This is a genomic window from Marinicrinis sediminis (assembly GCF_042685085.1).
Taxonomy (GTDB): Bacteria; Bacillota; Bacilli; order Paenibacillales; family KCTC-33676; genus Marinicrinis; species Marinicrinis sediminis.
In genome coordinates, this window is the sequence record NZ_JBHUMM010000043.1 from 784786 (window position 1) to 803238 (window position 18453).

The 18453-nt window shown below is 45.0% G+C and carries 12 protein-coding genes, 4 tRNA genes and 1 pseudogene; 9 read left to right on the forward strand and 8 right to left on the reverse strand.

Annotation, left to right across the window (positions count from 1 at the left end):
- Window positions 1-59: 59 nt before the first annotated feature.
- Both ACFSUC_RS17465 and ACFSUC_RS17470 read right to left on the reverse strand, forming a co-directional pair.
- Complete coding sequence (locus ACFSUC_RS17465) at window positions 60-1625, reverse strand: vanadium-dependent haloperoxidase (protein WP_379930934.1); 1566 nt, start codon at window positions 1623-1625, stop codon at window positions 60-62.
- A gap of 275 nt (window positions 1626-1900) precedes the next feature.
- The gene (locus ACFSUC_RS17470; protein WP_379930935.1) at window positions 1901-2422 is read right to left on the reverse strand and encodes a hypothetical protein; all 522 of its coding nucleotides are present in this window, start codon (window positions 2420-2422) and stop codon (window positions 1901-1903) included.
- 249 nt (window positions 2423-2671) lie between these two features.
- Between ACFSUC_RS17470 and ACFSUC_RS17475 the strand changes: the two genes are divergently transcribed.
- From ACFSUC_RS17475 to ACFSUC_RS17515, 9 genes and pseudogenes are all read left to right on the forward strand, one after another.
- The gene (locus ACFSUC_RS17475) at window positions 2672-4999 is read left to right on the forward strand and encodes a type IA DNA topoisomerase (protein ID WP_379930936.1); all 2328 of its coding nucleotides are present in this window, start codon (window positions 2672-2674) and stop codon (window positions 4997-4999) included.
- Window positions 5000-5066: 67 nt separating this feature from the next.
- Window positions 5067-6215, forward strand: a complete 1149-nt coding sequence (locus ACFSUC_RS17480; RefSeq protein WP_379930937.1) for a THUMP domain-containing class I SAM-dependent RNA methyltransferase — start codon at window positions 5067-5069, stop codon at window positions 6213-6215.
- Between the two features lie 212 nt (window positions 6216-6427).
- Window positions 6428-7954, forward strand: coding sequence for a spore germination protein (locus tag ACFSUC_RS17485; protein ID WP_379930938.1), 1527 nt, complete (start codon window positions 6428-6430; stop codon window positions 7952-7954).
- Window positions 7955-7977: 23 nt separating this feature from the next.
- A complete protein-coding gene (locus tag ACFSUC_RS17490; protein ID WP_379930939.1) occupies window positions 7978-9096 on the forward strand; it encodes a GerAB/ArcD/ProY family transporter in 1119 nt (372 codons plus the stop codon).
- Window positions 9093-10328, forward strand: coding sequence for a Ger(x)C family spore germination protein (locus ACFSUC_RS17495; RefSeq protein ID WP_379930940.1), 1236 nt, complete (start codon window positions 9093-9095; stop codon window positions 10326-10328). Before ACFSUC_RS17490 ends, ACFSUC_RS17495 begins: the two co-directional genes overlap by 4 nt.
- 5 nt (window positions 10329-10333) lie before the next feature.
- Window positions 10334-10498, forward strand: a complete 165-nt coding sequence (locus ACFSUC_RS17500; RefSeq protein ID WP_379930941.1) for a hypothetical protein — start codon at window positions 10334-10336, stop codon at window positions 10496-10498.
- A 277-nt stretch (window positions 10499-10775) separates the two neighbouring features.
- A pseudogene (locus ACFSUC_RS17505) lies at window positions 10776-11785 on the forward strand (IS1595 family transposase).
- Window positions 11786-11958: 173 nt separating this feature from the next.
- Window positions 11959-12786 carry a hypothetical protein gene (locus ACFSUC_RS17510; RefSeq protein ID WP_379930942.1) on the forward strand — a complete coding sequence of 276 codons (828 nt, stop codon included), beginning with the start codon at window positions 11959-11961 and terminating at the stop codon, window positions 12784-12786.
- 528 nt (window positions 12787-13314) lie between these two features.
- Complete coding sequence (locus ACFSUC_RS17515; RefSeq protein WP_379930943.1) at window positions 13315-13779, forward strand: DUF3221 domain-containing protein; 465 nt, start codon at window positions 13315-13317, stop codon at window positions 13777-13779.
- A 996-nt stretch (window positions 13780-14775) separates the two neighbouring features.
- On the opposite strand, the gene ACFSUC_RS17520 is transcribed toward ACFSUC_RS17515, so the two are convergent.
- From ACFSUC_RS17520 to ACFSUC_RS17545, 6 genes are all read right to left on the reverse strand, one after another.
- Window positions 14776-14846 (reverse strand) — tRNA-Gly (locus ACFSUC_RS17520).
- 9 nt (window positions 14847-14855) lie between these two features.
- Window positions 14856-14932: transfer RNA gene (locus ACFSUC_RS17525), tRNA-Pro, on the reverse strand.
- 276 nt (window positions 14933-15208) lie between these two features.
- Entirely contained in the window at window positions 15209-16051 is an 843-nt protein-coding gene (locus ACFSUC_RS17530) for a hypothetical protein (protein WP_379930944.1), read from the reverse strand.
- A gap of 288 nt (window positions 16052-16339) precedes the next feature.
- Complete coding sequence (locus ACFSUC_RS17535; RefSeq protein WP_379930945.1) at window positions 16340-17665, reverse strand: hypothetical protein; 1326 nt, start codon at window positions 17663-17665, stop codon at window positions 16340-16342.
- A 556-nt stretch (window positions 17666-18221) separates the two neighbouring features.
- Window positions 18222-18300: transfer RNA gene (locus ACFSUC_RS17540), tRNA-Leu, on the reverse strand.
- Window positions 18301-18330: 30 nt separating this feature from the next.
- A tRNA-Arg gene (locus tag ACFSUC_RS17545) sits at window positions 18331-18407 on the reverse strand.
- Window positions 18408-18453: the final 46 nt, after the last annotated feature.

The following is an 18453-nucleotide window of genomic DNA, read 5'->3' on the forward strand; positions in this document are numbered from 1 at the left end:
AAAACTGAAGCGGTGATTTCTCCGACTGTTGCAAGGTGGGTGATCAGTCGATTGTGAGATTACAAGGTCAACTTCGTGCCATCAAATGACGTAAAAGTAAAACCAGAGAATGCTTCCGGGTAGCTTTCTTTATAATCCTGAAGAATATGAATCGCGACAGACTCCCCCAGCTTCAAGCCTTCCACACCATCCGTGCGCCAGTGTACCCCGGCGGTATCCCTGCCGAGTGCGATGTTCGAGGCCAGCTTGTTCAGCTCTCCTCCGATCGTCAATTCAGTAGCGGTATAAGGCTCCAGACTGGAACCGTCTGCACTGGCCATGACAGGTGCTTCGATCTCCATGTCTTCATGGAAGAAAACTTTCAGCATCGTCACGCCTGCTCCTGCAATACAAGCATGACCAGCCGGATACGCGGGATGCGTCGGGCTTCCTTCCGGATAAGCCATAGGCAAGAAATAGCTGCCATACCGGTTGTATACTTCCTTCAGCGCTTCTGATGCCAGCAGATCATCATGAATCGGATACGTTCTTCGACCTGTCACATGCTGATGGACACGTCCTGCGAATGCTTCCGGGCGAAGTCTGCGGTGAACCAGGAATTTTTGGAACCAGGCTGCTTCCAGCGCCGCTCTGGCAGATCTGGCTACGAAATCGAGAATATGTGCGGCCCCAAAAGAGACAAATCCGCCCTGGGTATGCGAAGACAAATACGGATTGGCAGGATCGAGCGCTTTTTGACCGTATTGCAGCAACATCAGACAAGCAGACAGACAGCTCTGATACGTGAAGTCATGATGGACAAACTCAGCCAAATCCCGACCGTTGTGAATATATCTCGGCTCTCCACCAAATGTAGTCTGCTTGGCTGGAGCTCCGCCATTCAGGATATGGAGCCATTCTTCCTGTGTCGTCATAAAAGCCTGATCGGCAACCGGAGCAGCATATCGCTGCGGTATCACGGCTGAACCATACGGGATATCCTTCCACAAAAACTGGGAAATAAATGGACCTGTCTGATCACCAGGTGTCTCTCCTCGGAAGAGAACGTCACTGGTTACATCCTTGCCTGCCCTCGGTCCCCGGTAATCGGAAAACCGATTCAGATCACAGACTGCTGCCTGAATGAGAGGATGCTGATCGTATTCTGCGAAGGAAACATCCCTTGTCAAGGCACGCCAGTAATCTTCTGCCATCTCCGCCGCATTCCATGCACTGCTGAAAGCAGGCGGTGTCGGCATCAGCATCTGATGACAATCTGCTCCTACGAGATCATAACAATAAGCTGCCTGCGGATTTGCAAGCTTGCGTGTGCCGCCCATCGGAATGGCCTCATAATCTTCCCTCTGTCCGGTAGTCAGAGCACGCAGGAAGGAGTAATACGCATCCAGATCCACTTCTCCAAACGCATTGTGTGGCAATGTTTTGGAAAAGCTGCCGATCTTATTGGCATAATTCATCTCATCCCCATTGCACACATGATGTGGCAGTGGAGGACGTTGATGCGACATCGCCGTTTGTGTTCGATAGTCAATGGCACGATCTCTGCGCTCTACTGCAGGCAATGGACCCGTTGCAAATGCATGCAAATCAGCCATGCCCGAATTGGCATCCTTCTTGTTCTCCATTCTTGTTTCCACCCCTTTTGCTGCTCATCAGCGAGATTGATTCCCTCTCCATTGTAGCGGGACGAACATGTCTTCTCTCAGCTTTATAAAGCAACCTTTCCCGTTCAGTCTTTTACCAAGACAGCTAATACGAGCGCCTCTCCATTCTTACATGTATGCCATTCATCCTGCCCATATATCTGTCATCGCCAGCAAACTTTCTTGGTACGAAAAGAAGCGAGCAGACCGCTGGGTGCAACGGTCTGCTCGCTTCGCTATAGAGCCTGTTCACGATATTAACGTATCCCGTCGTGTACAGAATCTGATTTTCTTTTGCCGATCAGCATGAATACGCCGATGATGACAAGGCCAATGGCAATCAGGGGTTGATTGTTTGCCTGTTCAAACAGTTGGCCAATAGAAAAGACCACAAAGAACAGCAGAGAAATACCGCCCAGGATATTGATTGGAATCAGAAGCCACTTATTGCGTCCCCCGAACCAGTAAAATTCCAGCAATCCGACTGCCGGAGCGAGAATAAATCCGGGCCAGAGATAGGACCATCCGTCGAACAGCATCGCCATTTGCGAAACGATGGCGACGATAAACAGCGTTCCTGCCGGAATGAGCAAGCCTGCCTGTTCCTTCCCGCCATAGGAAAAATAGATCCAGTGAAACAAAATACTGAGCGGCAGGACGAACATCGAAGGCCAAAAATAAGCGAAAATAGAACCAACTCCGTAATCGGTCCCATCATTGAAAAACAAAAATATTCCTGCCAGCATTAACAGAACGCCAGCCAATACACGTCTGTTCACGAAATTTCCTCCTCTAATCAATCCGTTTCCTACAGTGTATCACAGGACTTTCCACATTGTCGTCCTGCTTCAGGTCAAGAAGATCCTGGACTTTAGTCGGAGTCATTGTAAAATAAAGGAATGCTATTTTCGATGATGCTTTCGCATATGGATTGTCGCGTTCGGCAGGATGTCCTATAATGGGAGCACATACGTATAGGGAGAACAAAGAAACTGGAATGAATACGAACGGGGAAGGAAATCGAAAACATGCCAGGCAAAACCCTTATTATTGCAGAAAAACCCGATATGGGACGTAACATTGCGGCAGCGATTGAACCGAGAGCACGCAATATGCGCACCCATATCATCGGACAGCATTATATCATCACATGGGCGATCGGACATCTGGTGACCCTGGCCGAACCGGACAAGTATGAGGATCGTTACAAAAAGTGGCGCTTTCAGGATTTGCCGATCATTCCGGATTCCTTTCAATTAATCCCGAATCCCAAAACAAAGGATCAATTGAAAGTGATCAAGGAATTGGCCAAAGAATGCGGTGAGATTGTAAATGCGTGTGATGCCGGGAGAGAAGGCCAATACATCTTCTCTCTCATTCAGCGTTACTTGCGGCTGTCTCACCCGGTAAAGAGATTATGGATATCGGATCTGACACCCGAAACCATCCAGCAAGGATTCGCCCAGCTCCGAGATGGATCAGACTTTGACAATTTAACCAAGGCAGCCCGTGCCCGAAGTGAGGCAGACTGGCTGATTGGCATGAACGGCTCGCGTGCCTTTACGACCAAGCATCAGGTGCTGCTGTCCGTTGGACGTGTACAGACTCCTGTTCTTGCACTGATCTATGATCGGCAGAAAGAAATTGAGCAGTTTTCTTCCAAAACATTCTTTCATGTGCAGGCAACCTTTCGCCAGCAAGACACCGTTTATCGGGGGTTATGGCAAGGAGACCCGCTCTCTGATCGTAAGCAGGCGGAACAAATTGCCGCCAAGACGGCCAACAAGCCCGCTCGCATCCAGCAATATGACAAACAGGACAAACGGGAATATCCGTTCAAGCTGTATGACCTGACTTTATTGCAAAGAGAAGCCAATGCCAAATATGGACTCTCCGCGAAGAAAACACTGGATCTGGCCCAATCGCTCTATGAAAAACACAAAGTCATCTCCTATCCGCGTACGAGTTCCAATTATGTCACGGAGCAGAATATCCCGGAGATGCACAAAGCCCTGTCTGCGTTAAAAGCCACCGATTACAGGCCGTTGGTGGAGCAGGCCAAAGCTGGAATCGTGCATGTCGGCAACAAGCGTATATGCAATGCCGCCAAGGTAGATGATCATCATGCGATCCTCCCTACTGCCAAAAAAGCTGGTGCATTAAGTACGGATGAACAGAAAATCTATGATCTGGTCGTTCGGCGCTTTCTCTCTCAATTCTACCCCCCTGCCCAATATCTGATGCATACGGTCTGGACAGAAGTAGAAAAGGAAATGTTTAAAACAACGGTCAAAGAGCAACAGGAGCTTGGCTGGAAAGTGGTCTACGAGAACGAGACCCGTCGCAAAGCTCAAAGTAAAAAGCAATCATCTTCAACAGACAACGACACCTCAGAGGATACAGAGGAAGAAGAAACGGCGACTCCCTTTCAGCTAAACGAGTCAGCACCGGTGCATAGTGAACAGACAGAAGTCAAGGAAAAGCAGACACAACCGCCAAAGCCATATACAGAGGGCACCTTGCTGAAAGCGATGGAAAGTGCCGGGAAACAGATCGAGGATGAAGAACTCCGTGATGTGATGAAGGAAGCGGGTTTGGGAACGCCTGCAACCCGTGCAGCGACGATTGAAAGACTGAAAGCGGTCGGTTATGTGCAAATGAAGGGCAAACGGATCGACATTACCCAGAAAGGGAGCATGACCGTCGAAGTGATTCGCGGAGCAGGGATTCACCTGCTCACTTCTCCTGAAATGACCGGACACTGGGAGCGCAGATTGAATGAAATCGCCAGAGGAAAAGCGCAAGACAGTCAGTTCATGGACAAGGTAAAGGAATTCACGACCCATATCATTCAGAAGGTCGGGGCGCAGTCGAAAGTCGAAGCCACTGCCTTTGGGGAGGAAGCGGGTTCACGAGGAAAGGGCAAGGGTAAACGCACCCGATCACGGACAACATCCAGTCCATCCGCCCGCAAATCTGGACAGACCGCTGCAACTAATCAGTCAACAGATCAGACAAGTCGCAAACAAACATCGGGAGGTCCCTCCTCTCCTTCTTCATCGAAGTCTGGTGATCACCTAAGTCCGCTTGCTCCATGTCCCCGTCCCTCCTGTGGCGGTACGATCATCCAGGGCAAGAAAGGCTTCGGCTGCACCCACTATAAACGTGGATGCCGCTTTGTAATCTGGAAGAAAAGCTTCAATAAAACTCTGACTACCGCCATGATCAGCCGACTGATCGAGAAAGGCAGTACGAACAAGCTGAAGTTCAAACATGAAGATGGTACGGAGTTTCAGGGAAAACTGATTCTCGTCGATGTGCATACAGGCGGGCTGAAAATCGATGCAGTGGATTGATTCTCATCTCACCCATGCTATGATAATATAAGCTTCAAAGTGAAATGGAAAAGGATGAATGCGTCTTATGGAAAATCTGCAACTGATAGCGACCTGCCCGATGGGTCTGGAGTCTATCGTCTCTTATGAACTAAAACAGTTGGGATATGAGGATCAGATGACAGAAAACGGGAGAGTGACGTTCCGTGCCTCACTCTCGGACATTCCCCGGACCAACCTCTGGCTGCGAACCGCAGATCGAGTACTGGTCAAAATGGGAGAATTTCAGGCAACGACCTTCGAAGCATTATTTGAACAAACCAAAGCCCTCCCCTGGCCCACTTGGGTTCCGGCACATGCAGAATTCCCGGTACAGGGTCGTTCACAAAAGTCTCAACTGTCCAGTGTTCCTGCCTGTCAAAGTATCGTGAAAAAAGCGATCGTGGAAAAAATGAAGGAAGCTTATCGGACAGACTGGTTTGAAGAAACGGGTCCGCTGTATGCCATTGAGGTATCCTTGCACAAAGATGTGGCGACCTTAACACTGGACACAACAGGTCCCAGCCTGCACAAAAGAGGCTACCGAAAACTGGTTACAGAAGCTCCTATCAAGGAAACGATGGCAGCAGCACTGGTCTATATCAGTCGCTGGAAGCCGGAATGGCCTTTGTATGATCCATTTTGCGGATCGGGCACGATTGCGATTGAAGCCGCGATGATCGGGTGGAATGTCGCACCGGGACTGCGAAGATCGTTCCCTTCCGAGCACTGGCCGATCATTCCGGAGGAAGATTGGGATACAGCCAGAAATGAAGCATATGATGCGGTAAATGATGATATTCCCTTGCAAATTGGCGGGTCAGACATCGATGCTTCCGCTATCGACATTGCCATACAATCTGCCAAATCTGCTGGATTCAGCAAGGAAATCAGCTTCAAGGCACTCCCCGTTCACCAAGCTTCTCCGCATGGACATGGCGGGATTATCATCACGAATCCACCGTATGGGGAACGAATCAGTGAGCAACGGGAGGTTGAATCTCTGATTCAGGAATTGGGCAAGCTTCATCGCCGAATGCAAGACTGGTCTACTTTTGCCATTAGCCCTACCAAGACATTCGAACGCCATTTCGGTCAAGAAGCTAACAAGCGTCGCAAGCTCTACAATGGACGCATCGAGTGCCAGTATTATCAATACTTCAATTTCCCGAAGAAAAAGAAATCGGATCATTCGTGATCTATATCGATCTGTTACACCGGACAGGGGCAAGCTTCATCGCCTCTGTCCTTTTTTACGGAATAATCTGCCTGTTCACAGGCAATCGTAAGCATAATGATCCACCATGAAATTCACTAAGCATGCGAAAAAACGACGCGCCAAAAACGATGTGTGAAAAATGAAGAGCGGATAAACGGCATGAGAGAATACAGAAAAAGCAGGTGAACGGGATGCGTCATCCTTTTATCCATCACAGACCACCACATCCGTCTGCTTCCCGAAGCGAATCCTATCCCCCGCTTGTCAGCAGCCTGGAAGACAATCTGGCTGTTATTCGAACGCTCTACGCACCTGAGAAAAACAGCGATTTTGTGGTTCGGTCCTTACAGATTCGCGCGACGGGACAGCAAGCTGTTCTCTGTTTCTTTGATACCATTGTGGATGCACAAACGCTGCAATCAGAAGTGATCCAGCCTTTGCTGCAATCTCACGGATTTACGCAACCACAGCCGGTTCAAAACCTCATCACCGCACAGAATCTGACCCTCGCCCAAGAGATGAAAACCATTATTGAAGGAATCAATTTGGGGCAAGCTGCCCTGTTTATCGATGGCTCTCTCGAAGTGATTCTCATTCATGCCACCAAGTATGACAGCAGAAGCATAGACAAGGTTCAGAATGAAATGTCGCTAAAAGGACCGAAGGAAGCGTTCTCTGAAAATCTGGCCAGCAATATCTCGCTTGTACGCAAGAAAATCCATCATGAACAGTTGTATGCCGAGCGTATGTCTATTTCCACCCGTTCACATAATGAAGTGATACTGATGTACAATCAATCATTGGTCAATGAACACATTCTGGAGCGCGTCAAAGATCGTCTTCGCAGTCTGGATGTGGACGCCATTCAGAATCTGGGTTTGCTGGAGCAATATATCGAAGATGGCACTAGCTCGGTCTTCCCCACCCTTCTATATTCTGAGCGCCCGGATCGCGCAGCGTCCTTTTTGGAGGATGGACACATTATTCTGCTGATGAACAACAGTCCGGACTGCCTGATCCTGCCGGCTACTTTCTGGTCCTTCTTTCATACCTCGGAGGATCATTATCTGAAATATTTATATGGAAATTTCACGCGGATTTTGCGTATGATGTCTATATTTTTGACGCTGTTTACCTCCGCCATTTATATTTCGATTACCAACTACCATAGTGAAATGATACCTGCAGACCTGTTGCTGGCGATTGTGAGTACGAGAGAAAAGGTGCCATTGCCGATATTTTTTGAAGTATTATTAATGGAGTTTGCCTTTGAGCTGATTCGTGAAGCGGGGCTGCGTGTTCCAGCACCGATCGGAACCACCATCGGCATTGTTGGTGCATTGATTCTGGGTCAGTCCGCTGTGGATGCCAACATTATTAGTCCCATTGTGATTATCATCGTAGCTGTCTCGGGGCTTTCTTCGTTTGCGATCAACGATATCAGTCTGAATTTCACATTACGTATTCTTCGTTTTCTATTCATTATCTCTGCCGGATTTTTCGGAATGTTTGGCATGACGCTCTTGTTTATGATGGGGTTATTTTATATGGTTACAATCAAATCATTCGGGGTTCCTTATCTGGCACCCATGTCCCCACACTATTCTTCCTCGAAGGATACGATTTTTCGCAAAAAATTGATGCAGGAGAAATTGCGACCGGGATATCTGAAGACAAAAGATCAGCAAAAGAAAGCAAAATCGAAGCGGCCGAGTTAATCTGAAATGAGCAGGAAAGAGGGATGACGATGACACAGGTGTCAGACGAGAGCCTTTTCAACAAAGACCGGATCGGATATCGTGAATTTGCTGCGATGATCTTGTTTGCCATCGGCATGAAAGCTACGGATACCACTCCCTCTCTCATGTACTCGGGTGCAGAGAATGCCAGCTGGATGGTCCCCCTGCTCTCATTTGCAGTGTTAGGCATTCCTGTTTTTCTGATGATGAAGGTGTATCATCGATTTCCAAATCAGCACATGTTCGAGATTGCCACCCATCTACTGGGAAAGCCAATAAGCACACTTTTGTTTTTTTGCTTTCTCGTCATTACATTTGTAGCGATTGTCACGGATACACGCAGCTATGTAGATGTGATTGGCACTATGTATTTTGAAAAGTCGCCCATGCTCGTGATCTATATCTTGCTGATGCTAGCTCTTGTCTACGGTGCAAAAAAAGGACTGGAAGCCATCGCCACCGTTGCCTGGCTCACCCTCTTCTATATCATCATTACATTCGTAGGCGCCCTCTTGCTCATGATTCCCTATCTGCAGATGGGACGAATCTTTCCCCTGTTTGGTCCCGGATATGTCACCATTTTAAAAGAATCCATGTATCATATTTCGATCTACGGGGATATTCTCGTCCTGATGTTTCTGCTGCCGTTGTTGAAGAATAAGCGGGAATTCTCACGCGGCCTGTATGTGGGTTTTATTACGAGTGGGATTCAAATTGTCGTGTTTACACTGTTTTTCATTTTACTCTATGATTACCCATCGATTGAAAAAATCTCTTATCCTTTTCACGAATCTATCCGATTCATTCAGATTGGTTCCTTTTTCACCAATATTGAAACGCTATTCCTTCCATTTTGGCTGATTGGCACGATCGTTCGATTCACGATTTACTTATATATGCTAGGTATTTTGTTCGGGAAGGTGTTTCAGATTCAGGAGCATGAGCACTTGTTTTTCCCCTTGGGCATATTAATCATTTGGATCGGGATGATACCTGAGAATTCTGGCGTAAACGTCTATCTGGTCCGTGAACAACTGCTAAGGTATGCTTCCCCGTTCTTTCTGCTAGTCCCGATGTTGATCTGGATAACGGCTGCATGGAAAGGAAGATCAGCATCATGAAGGTATGCCATCTCACTCTGTGTGTCCTCCTCATGTGGACCTTGACCGGCTGCTGGGATCAAATTGAACTGGAAGAACAAGCGTATGTAGTTGGAATTGGACTGGACAAGTCCGAGAAACAGGGTACGGTCAAAGTCACCTTGCAAATTGCCAACCCAGAAGTGGGTTCAGCGGCAAAAGGCAGTCAAACCACTGAAGCCCCCCAGGAAATCGTCACCTTTACGTCCACCGATTTCATTTCTGCCCGGCATACAGCCAATGCCTTTGTTACCCGTTCGATAACGTTTCAGCTTGTTTCGGTGATCGTGGTGTCAGAGGAGCTAGCGAGAGAAGAGGATTTCTATCAATTTTTATTTGCCACAGCCAAAGACAAGAGCATCCGCAGGGATGTCAATCTGATCGTGACCTCAGAAAAAGCCGAGGACTTCATTCGTTCGGTGCAGTCTACGCTGGAGACCCGCCCCCACAAGTTCTATCAATTTATGATGGACCGCGGGATTGTGACAGGACTCATTCCCAAAGCCACGATCCACCGCTTTTTATTCACAACGGAAGGCGATGCAGACTTGTTTTTATCTATGCATGCCACGACGAAGACCGCAGATGGAAAGCAAGGCTATGAAGATGAATATCTGGCCGGGCAGATCGAACAAAAAGGCGGGAGTCCCTCCCAGTTTATCGGGTCGGGGGTATTTAAGGAAGGAAAGCTAATTGGATACTTAAATGGCGAGGAAACCAGGTTGTCGCTTCTGCTTGATCCTACGGTAAAAATAAAAGAGATCATCGCGACCTTTAAAGATCCGTTAAGTGAACAATACCGGATCACGGTTCGGATTATTTTAAGTGAGAAGCCGACGCTCGATATGCAATTGAAAAAAGAACCGGCACAGATCCATGCAGAGATTCCGATCGGGATTGAGATTTTGAACATTCCGAGCATGGTCGATTATGCGTGCAATATGAAAAACCAAACGCTTCTGAAAGCTTCCATTGAGGATGAATTGAATCAAAAATTTGCCGCATTGATTCGAAAAACTCAAACCACGCTGAAAGGTGAGCCTTTCCACTGGTCTCTGCATGCTCGGAAAGCTTATTTAACACAGGCCGCTTATCAAAAGGCCGACTGGTTTAAGATGTATCCGAACATGCAGATTGATATTCAAACAAAGGTTTCCATCAATCGTTTCGGTAAACAGATCAAATTGCCTTCCCAAGACCATATAAAGGATTGAAGACGATGATGAAATTCGTGTTGTGGCTCATTGCGTTGGCCGGTTTTGTTTATTCCATCGGGTATGCAGTCGTTCTGTGGAAACAACATCGTTCACGGACTGGTGCCGTCGCGGTCACCCTTCTCGCGATCAGTCTGGTTGTTCTACCTTTCTTTATCCGGGTTAGGTAAGGTCTTTCTCCAATTTCTTTTTAGGGCGATGGAGACAGTTTGATGATCTTTCTTGCTCCAAATGGCTGAGGGCTATGATGGTCGAACCCGGCGTGGCTTCTCATCCGCTCCACCCAACAAAAAAAAGAGCCAAACGGCTCTTTTTTCTAAAAGCTATGTTAAATTTTGTTGATGATATTTGATATATGCGAACTAACGTTCTATAGTGATGGTATTATCACTATTCGGAGATTGTTTACCCATGGATTAGAAGGAACTAAAGAGGCTTGCTGATACATTGGACGATAAAGGTAAGCGAGAGCTTATCTACTTTTTGCAGTCCAGAACCAAAGGTGTGGCGGTTCCAGTTCGAGCGATTGATGAAATTCAAAAGCAGAAGCATAAAGATGGATTCGTTTGCCCGCATTGCAAAAACCTATCTGTTGTGCGTTTTGGGAAGTACGCTGTAAAAACACGTACTGGAGAGGTTAAACGTCAACGTTACCGTTGTAAGTCCTGTCGCCAAACGTTCAATGACCTTACAAATACCCCTCTGCATCGAACGAGGAGACCTCATATTTGGGTTCGTTTTATTGAATGTATGATTGAGGGTTATTCTCTGAGAAAATGTGCAGAGCAGTTAAATGGTGAAGTCACACACGTCACCTTGTTTTACTGGCGACATAAGAATTCTGCCGGTCTAAAGCAGATTTCAACTGAAGCGTTCCAGGGAATCGTTGAAATGGAGGAACGTATTTCTTATACTCTGAAAAGGGCAAACGGAATATTTCTGAACGCAAGCCACGTAAACGCGGCAGAAAAGACAAATATCGTGGTATTAGTAATGACCAGGTGTGTGTACTCGTTGACCGTGACCGTCAGAAAATGAGTTACTCTGGCGTACTTGGGCGTGGACGTATTCGGACTACAAAATTGAATGAAGCGATTGGTGGCCATATATCGGACTCAAACGTGCTATGCACTGATTCGTGGAGAGCATTCAGTTCCTATGCGAATTCAAAGGGCTTGGCTCATTACCGATTCAAGTCCGATGGAAAACAACGGGTAAAAGGCGTTTACCATATCCAAAACGTAAATAGTTACCACAGCCGCTTGAAGAAATGGATGGATCGCTTTAATGGTGTTGCAACGAAATATTTGCAACAGTATTTGGCATGGTTCCGTTATATAGATAGCAAGGAATATGAGAATACCTCATCGAATAAGAAAAATATGTTGGTAAAATCGTGCCAGTTTACTGTAACTGAAACGAATACCAAAATTAGGATCTCTTCTTATTCTTGTTAAGCTAACGGGCAGAATTGCGGAGTGAAATGGGGTTCCGTTATGAGGTGAATTTAGTCTTTTAAGTAACGAGAAGAATCGCATTAATCTGCAAAAGTACACCTCCTATTGAATTCCATTTAATATTGTAATATCATATAAATGTATCATCATACCATTTTTGAAAGGGGATTAACATGATGAAAAAGTTTTTCTTAACGCCTGGACTAATTTTTATTTTAGTATTGTCAACAGTCTTTCCAGTATCTGCACATGAAAGTCCTGATACCACAGAAGAAAATTATTTAGGAATTTCTGAGGAAAGTATACTTGCTGAAAATTTAAGATTTAGAAAAGATTTTGGTTTAGATAGTGATAAAACTAAAGTTATTAATACCATAAAAGAAAAACCTAAAAACAATTCATTTAAGCAATTCGGCGCCTATCTTACTGATTTAGAATTGGAGGAATTAGATACTAGATTCAAAAAAGAAAAGCAAGCTATTCCTAAGATAAAGGCAAAACTAAAACCTGAATTATCTTGGTTATATGTTGACCAACCAAATGGAGGAATAATTAACATAGGGATAAAGGATCTATCCAAACTAAATGAGCAAGAAAAGAAAGAGATTTACAATGACTATATTGAAAACAAAGTGCTATTTAAAAAGGCAAAATTCACCGAGGAGGAATTAAATCAAGCACATCTAGACATCATTAATAATTTATCTGCTGTTGAAGAAGAAGGGATAAAAATCAATTCAATTTCTGTAGATATACCCAATGAAGCGCTTGATATTGGAATTTATCCTAATACAAAAGGTTCACAGAAAACATTAAACAAGATGTTTTCTTCAGTTCCATTGAAATTTTTCGAACAACAAATAGATAATATAGATGATTCCTCAAGAACTTCTTATCATCGTCCTTTGCAAGGTGGATTAGCAATAAACACTTCAGCAACTTCATTTGTGAAGTGTACAGCAAGTTTCACTGCCTTAATGGGTCTGGTTATTATCTTGTAACTGCAGGACATTGTGGTTCAACTGGTCAAACATGGTATCAGGGTTACAATTCAATTGGCTCAATGGTTAATAAGTATCAAAAGAATAAAGCGGATGTAGCACTTATTCAAGTTGGATTTTCGGATTTAAGTGGCTATTTGTATACAACTGCATATAGTGGTGGATGGATTGATTCGTTCCAAAGTCAGAACGGTGACTATTATGGACAATCTGTTTGTATGTCAGGAGCAAACCAGGACAATGTCTCCTGTGGATACATTAACAGTGTTAACACATCAGGATATTGGAGTGGTATTTATTTCTATGGATTAAGAAGGGCGACTTACACTAGTACAGGAGGAGATAGTGGAGGACCGGTATGGATATACCATGAGCTGAATGGGATTAATAAGGGTAGAGACGCAAATGGTTATGCAGTATATACTCATATATATGAGGCTAAGGAAGCACTCAACTTTATTCCTTATTTACGTGTAAATTAGGTTATTGGACACTTACAATATAAGAAATGATGGGGAAAGGAGATTTATGTGTAGACAATATAAATCTATTTTATTAATACTGCTAATTTTCATAACAGCCTGTAGTACAAATGGAAAAAACATTACTGGGTACATTGTAAAAAAGGACCAAGATGGACGTGTTTTAATTACTAACAATTCAAGTGAGAGCTATAATGCCATATGGTTTGTTATGTCTGAAAAAACTAAAATTACAGGAACTGAAAATAACGGTCAAGTTTTTGTTGGTCAGCAAGTAACGGTTGCATATTCAGGGAATATTGACCAGTCAAATCCCCCCATATCAAGTGCAACCAACATAAAAATTCTTAATTCTAATGCGAATGCAAAAAAAGTTAAAGAAGCAATTGAAAAATCCACCTTTATTAACGGCATTCCTGTAATAAATGATATTAAAGCAAATGGTGAAAACTGGATCTTTAGTATTACTGATTTAGATTCTAAAAAGAAAGAAGAAATTACTTTGAATTAGTAGATATAATGGGAAAATAAGGTAAATCAACTCAAACTTTTGTCGTCAAACAGTCAGTGTTGTAGTTGTCTGAAGACATAAATTAAGGCTAATTAAATGAATATGGGATTTCTTTGATTATAGGCCCAAGTTATTGTCAATATCCAACGACAAGAACTTGGGCCACTTTTTAGGAGTATGAAAGAATATAAATCATAACAGAAAGACCAACAGCCTGAATACCGTCGTTCTAATGAGTGGGGTGCTCCGACATAATTCAACCACCCCAAGGGTAGAGATACCTCCTAGATACAAATGCAGGACAAGAAAACTTGCTCTGACTTGCCGAGGCACTTCTCTTTCTATGGTTAAAAAAGTCAGTCACATCAAGGCTTCAGAGTTATGAAATTGATTCAAATAGCTAAGAGAATAGTCATTAAACTAACGGGAGACGATAGCTTAAATAACCGCCTTAACGTCAAGGCGGTTTTCTTATGGTTATACATCAACATTAAATTTTAACATAGCCTTTCTAAAAGCGGGTGATGGGAATACTCCGTTCCTCCATCGAATAGCAGCTCGTTCGATGATGTATCCCTGTTACTGGCGGTCAGAACGGACGCTCAGCCTATTCTGCTTTTCCCTCGATGTCTTCACGGCTGGTCGAACCCGGCGTGGCTTCTCATCCGCTTCACCCAACAAAAAAAGAGCCAAGCGGCTCTTTTTTTGTTCCACAGCAGAAGGTTTTCTACTTGGCGATAAAAATATCCACTTTACGCGGTCGCTCATCTTGCATAACTCCGATTTGTGATTTTTATCAAAAGCGGGTGATGGGAATACTCCGTTCCTCCATCGAATAGCAGCTTGTTCGATGATGTATCCCTGTTACTGGCGGGCGGAACGGACGCTCAGCCTATTCTGTCTTTCCCACGATGTCTTCACGGCTGGTCGAACCCGGCGTGGCTTCTCATCCGCTCCACCCAACAAAAAAAGAGCCAAGCGGCTCTTTTTTCTAAAAGCGGGTGATGGGAATCGAACCCACGCTACCAGCTTGGAAGGCTGGAGTTCTACCATTGAACTACACCCGCGTATTTAAGTGGTCGGGACGACACGATTTGAACATGCGACCCCCTGGTCCCAAACCAGGTGCTCTACCAAGCTGAGCTACGTCCCGGATGCTAACTCCTAACCACAATGGGGAGTTGAGCTTGAATCACAAAAATGATTGTAACACACAAAGATGACTCTGCCAACCCCCAAAAAATGGTCTGATCCAATATCACTTGAAGTCGAATATTCGCTTTTGATTCTTCCGCATTCTGATGCTTATAAAGTGTTCATTTTGTTCCCGTTGAGCATACTGGCTAAGATTGCCGTTTATCAGATCTATCAGGAAATATGCTATACGAATGTCAACGGATTGCGCTTCTTGCCTTTCCCACTCCATAACTTATGTCATTACACCCGACCGTTCTTTACCTTTGCGAATTAGATACTTGCCCGTAATAGAAACTGGATTGTCCAGCAAGTCTTGTGGGGATCCTGTCGCCATGACATTTCCACCACCAGACCCTCCTTCTGGACCAAGTTCAATTAGCCAGTCACAGCACGCCAGGACTTCATGATTGTGTTCAATGACCAGCACTGAATTGCCATTGCTTACTAATTCGTCCAAAAGAGCGATGAGCTGTGCCGTATCGTACAGACTCAAGCCTGTTGTCGGTTCATCCATGACATACAGAATGTTACCTTTTCTTTTTTTGCCGATTTCTTTGGCGAGTTTGAGCCGTTGTGACTCTCCTCCACTCATCGTTGAAGTTGGCTGTCCAAGGGTCATGTAACCCATGCCTATTCGCTCCATAACTTCTAGTGTGGATATAATGCCCTTATGCTCTTGAAAGAAAGTCACCGCTTCTGACACTTGCAAATCCAGGACGTCCGAGATGGTTTTCCCCTTATACCTTACTTTCAGAGCCGTTTCATTGTAGCGACTGCCTTTACATTCCTCGCAAGTCTTATAGATTTTCATGGCTGCACCAGGAAAAATGGCCATTCGGCCACTGCCTCCACATTCCGGACAGGCGCCATCTGAGTTGAAAGAAAAATGCCCCGCAGTTAATTGCAATCGCTTGGCTTCCGGCAGATCGGCAAACAGTTTCCGAACTTTGTTCCAAATCTGAATAAAAGTGACGGGATTAGAGTTATTGTTTCGTCCAATCGGGGATTGCGAAACCTCTGCAAATCCGGATAGATTCTCGACACCGTCCAGGCTCTGCGCCAAGGTTTGTATCAAGGAGGAATCATCCTCAATCTGACTGTCATCAAGAGATCGATGGCTATTGTTGGATGAATCACGGAAATGGCTTCGTAACAATGGCACCAGCGTATCAGAGATGAGTGAGCTTTTACCGCAACCCGATACACCTGCCACCCCAACAAGAACACCTAGAGGAATGGAGACTGTAATGTCCTTCAAATTATTTGTTCGGGCATGACGGATGGTCAGACTTGGGGTGTGTGCAGCCCTGAACAGATTGGTTCTCAACGTTCGGACAGGCATCTTCACTCGACCAGACAAATATTAGCCAGTCAAAGAGTGTTCACATTGCAGCAATCCTGCATAACTGCCTTCATATACGACCTCTCCGCCTTCAACGCCGGCTTTGGGGCCAATGTCGATAATATGATCAGCCATTTCGATGGTGCTTTTATCGTGTTCGACAACGATCACGGTATTCCCGATTTCCTTCAATGCTCGGATCGATTTGAGCAGTTCCGCTTTTTCCGATTCATGAAGACCGACAGTCGGCTCATCAAGAATGTAAATGAGGGATTCCATCTTGGATTCCAGATGGGCGTGCAGGAAGAGACGCTGAATCTCGCCACCACTGAGCGAAGACATCTCTCTGTATAGAGACAAGTGCCCGAGACGGGCTTTTGTTAAAGATGAGGTTTTAGACATGACATCTTCAATCAGATTCGTGCCGGACTGGGAGAATCTGCGTTGCTGTAAGGTCGATTCGAAAAAGGCCTTTACCTCCACGAGCGTCATTTTACCCACTTCGCCGATCTGTTTTCCATGGATCAACACCCGGCGTGCTTTTTCTCCTACACGGTAACCATCACACTCCGGACATTCGATCAGCTCATATAGACCCTGGAGATACTCCCCTTTGTTATGACGAATTTGCAAGATTCTGGAGAGACAGAAACTTTGATTCGCGCTGTTATTCGTGTAGTGTCCATTTATGACTTCGTCCTTTACTTCCTCCGGCAGCTGCGAGTAAGGCATATCCATGTAGGATTTGAGATTACGCTCTACCACCCTGCCAATGCCAGGCGTGACTTCGATCGAGTGGAAGATTTCACGAACTGTCGTCCTTTCGTTAGGCACCAGCTTTTCCATATTGACGTGGTAATAAGCTCCTCGTCCGGAGCAAGTCATACACATCCCATTCGCATGGTTATACGAAAAGAAGCCGATTTCCAGACGTTCCTCTTCATTTCCACATTTGTGGCAGATCACTCCCCTCTCGATCAAAGCATCACACTCAGAGCAGATCAATTGACCTTCACTTGAATAAAGAAGGCTAAGCAGATTCCAAATATGAGTTCGCGTACCAACTGTCGATCTTGGATTGCTCTGGCGAACGATGCTCTGCTGCACCGCAACAGTAGGTCCTATGCCTGAAATACGGTCAAACTTGCGTTCCTCTTCCAGACCGTCAAACATGCCGATAGACTGAAGATATTCCCTGCGTCCTTCTTCAAATACGATATCGAACATGAGACTGGATTTACCAGAACCGCTGACACCGGTTGCAACGGTCACCTTGTTTTTTGGAATGGAGATGTCAATATTTTTGAGATTGTGTACACGAGCTCTCTGAATATGGATCGGCTTCATTTACTCAACTCCCATTATTAGTCATGTATCTGGCTACTTTTTTTGAATGTAAGTAGTCAATCCGGTGTCCATGTATATAGAAATAATCCCTAGACTTTTACATTCCTCGAACTTCCTTTCTCCAATCGTTGAGTCACAGTACTGAGACCCACAGCTAAACTAGAAGCAAATGCTTCAAAGATAAAGAACATGGGAAACAATAATTCTGTTCCTGCCAACAATGCGGACGAATTGGGGTTCAACATTTCGAAGTCCAAACCCAATTTCCCTAACCATAACTTATTATAAAATATTTTTCTACTATTTTTTGTAATTATTTTGTTTGATCTGTTTTCAGTCGTTCCTTGATATCTGGTCGCTTCACTATGTGTTTGAATCATCACTTATACCTTGTTATAAGTGATGATTAGCAAATTCCTCTATATACTTTTCATTGCAATGTCAATGACACTCTCTTAGACTGCTATCAATCATGCCATATGTAACAAGACAAAACAAAAAATCCAACAGACAAAGTTCTGTTGGACAGTGGATTTCATTCTACTTATGTATACGATACCGGCGAGAGGACTCGAACCTCCACGGTTTCCCAAACGATTTTGAGTCGTTCGCGTCTGCCATTCCGCCACGCCGGCGCAATTCAATATTTCTAATCCAGACTGAAATGGCGTGCCCTGAGAGATTCGAACTCCCGACCTTTTGATTCGTAGTCAAACGCTCTATCCAGCTGAGCTAAGGGCACTTATGGAGCGGACGACGAGATTCGAACTCGCGACCCTCGCCTTGGC